Source organism: Paracoccus sp. SSK6, assembly GCF_039770665.1.
Lineage (GTDB): Bacteria > Pseudomonadota > Alphaproteobacteria > Rhodobacterales > Rhodobacteraceae > Paracoccus.
In genome coordinates, this window is sequence record NZ_JBDPNJ010000077.1 from 1 (window position 1) to 1,404 (window position 1,404).

A 1,404-nucleotide genomic window follows, 5' to 3' on the forward strand; every position below is an offset into this window, starting at 1 on the left:
TCCCATGTGTGGATACCTCGGTCGGTGCAAGCTTTCTTTTGAACGGTTCGGACATGTGATCGGGTACGGTCATGTGTCAGGCCTCGATGTGCGGCTTTGACAATGCCGCGGGCCGGTATGGCGATGCGAAGGCTGGGTCCATATCAATGAGCCCGAGCTGCAAGCTCTCTGGGAGTGCCTGGTTTCCCCAACCTCGATCTGGTCGATCGTTTGTCCTTACTGTTCAATGTCCGTCTCACACCTGCCAGCCCTTACCCGTGTCACACGGCGAGGGCAGGGTCTCGATAATCCTCCTGTTTCGTCATCACCGCCCAGATCGCGCGGGCGGTCTTGTTTGCCAAGGCGATGGCGACCAGCATCCGGGGCTTGCGCGCCAGCATCTGCTCGAGCCAGGATCCCTTGGGAGGGCCGTTCTTGACCGCCCATCTGACCCGGGTCATTGCGCCGATGATCAACAGCCTTCGGATGTCCCGTTGCCCCATCTTCGAGGTGCGCCCCAAAATCTGCCGGCCACCTGTCGACTTCTGAACGGGGACGAGACCCAGCCAGGCGGCAAAGTCGCGTCCTCTTCGGAACCCTTCCATCGGGGGAGCGAAGGCCTGGATCGCCATGGCGCTGACAGGTCCAACGCCTGGGGTCGTCTGCAGGCGGATCGTCTCAGGGTCTGACTTCGCCTCGTCCTTCAGGCGTTTCTGTATTTCTCTGATTTTGTCGTCGAGAATGCCAATCTGCTCGAGGTGCAGACGGCAAAGCTCGATGACGCCCGATGGCAGGTCGCTCTCTGGATCTTCGATCTGCGCCTCAAGCCTCCTGACGAATGTCCGTCCGGCAGGCGCGATAATGCCGTACTCCAAAAGGTGACCCCGCAACGCGTTGATGAAGGCGTTGCGCTGACGAACAAGCAGATCACGTGTCTTGAAGACCATCGATCGGGCCTGCTGCTCTTCTGACTTCACGGGCACGAACCGCATGGTGGGGCGCACCACGGCTTCTGCAATGGCCTCGGCGTCATTCGCATCGTTCTTCTGGCGCTTCACAAAGGGCTTCACGTAGATCGGCGGGATCAGGCGCACCTCGTGGCCCAGCTTCAGGAACTCTCGGCCCCAGTAGTGCGACGAGGCGCAAGCCTCCATGGCGACAAGGCAGGGCGGTTGTTCGGCGATGAACCGAAGGAGTTGCGCCCGCGAGAGCTTTTTGCGGAAAACCGGCTGTCCCGACGCAGTCGCGCCGTGAAGCTGAAAAACCGACTTTGCCAAGTCGATGCCGATGACTGTAACCTCTTCCACGGATACCTCCTCCATGCTGGTGCTTTGCAACATCACCATCTTGGCACATCGCGATGCCGTTTCGGGGTGAGGTATCCACACCATCAATGGCCGAACTCCTGACGCTCGGCAACGGCCG

The 1,404-nt window shown here is 60.2% G+C and carries 1 protein-coding gene; it reads right to left on the reverse strand.

Annotated elements, in window-relative coordinates; genetic code table 11:
- Window positions 1–260 precede the first annotated feature (260 nt).
- A complete protein-coding gene (locus AAIL68_RS17400) occupies window positions 261–1,286 on the reverse strand; it encodes an IS110 family transposase (RefSeq protein WP_347141047.1) in 1,026 nt (341 codons plus the stop codon).
- Window positions 1,287–1,404: the final 118 nt, after the last annotated feature.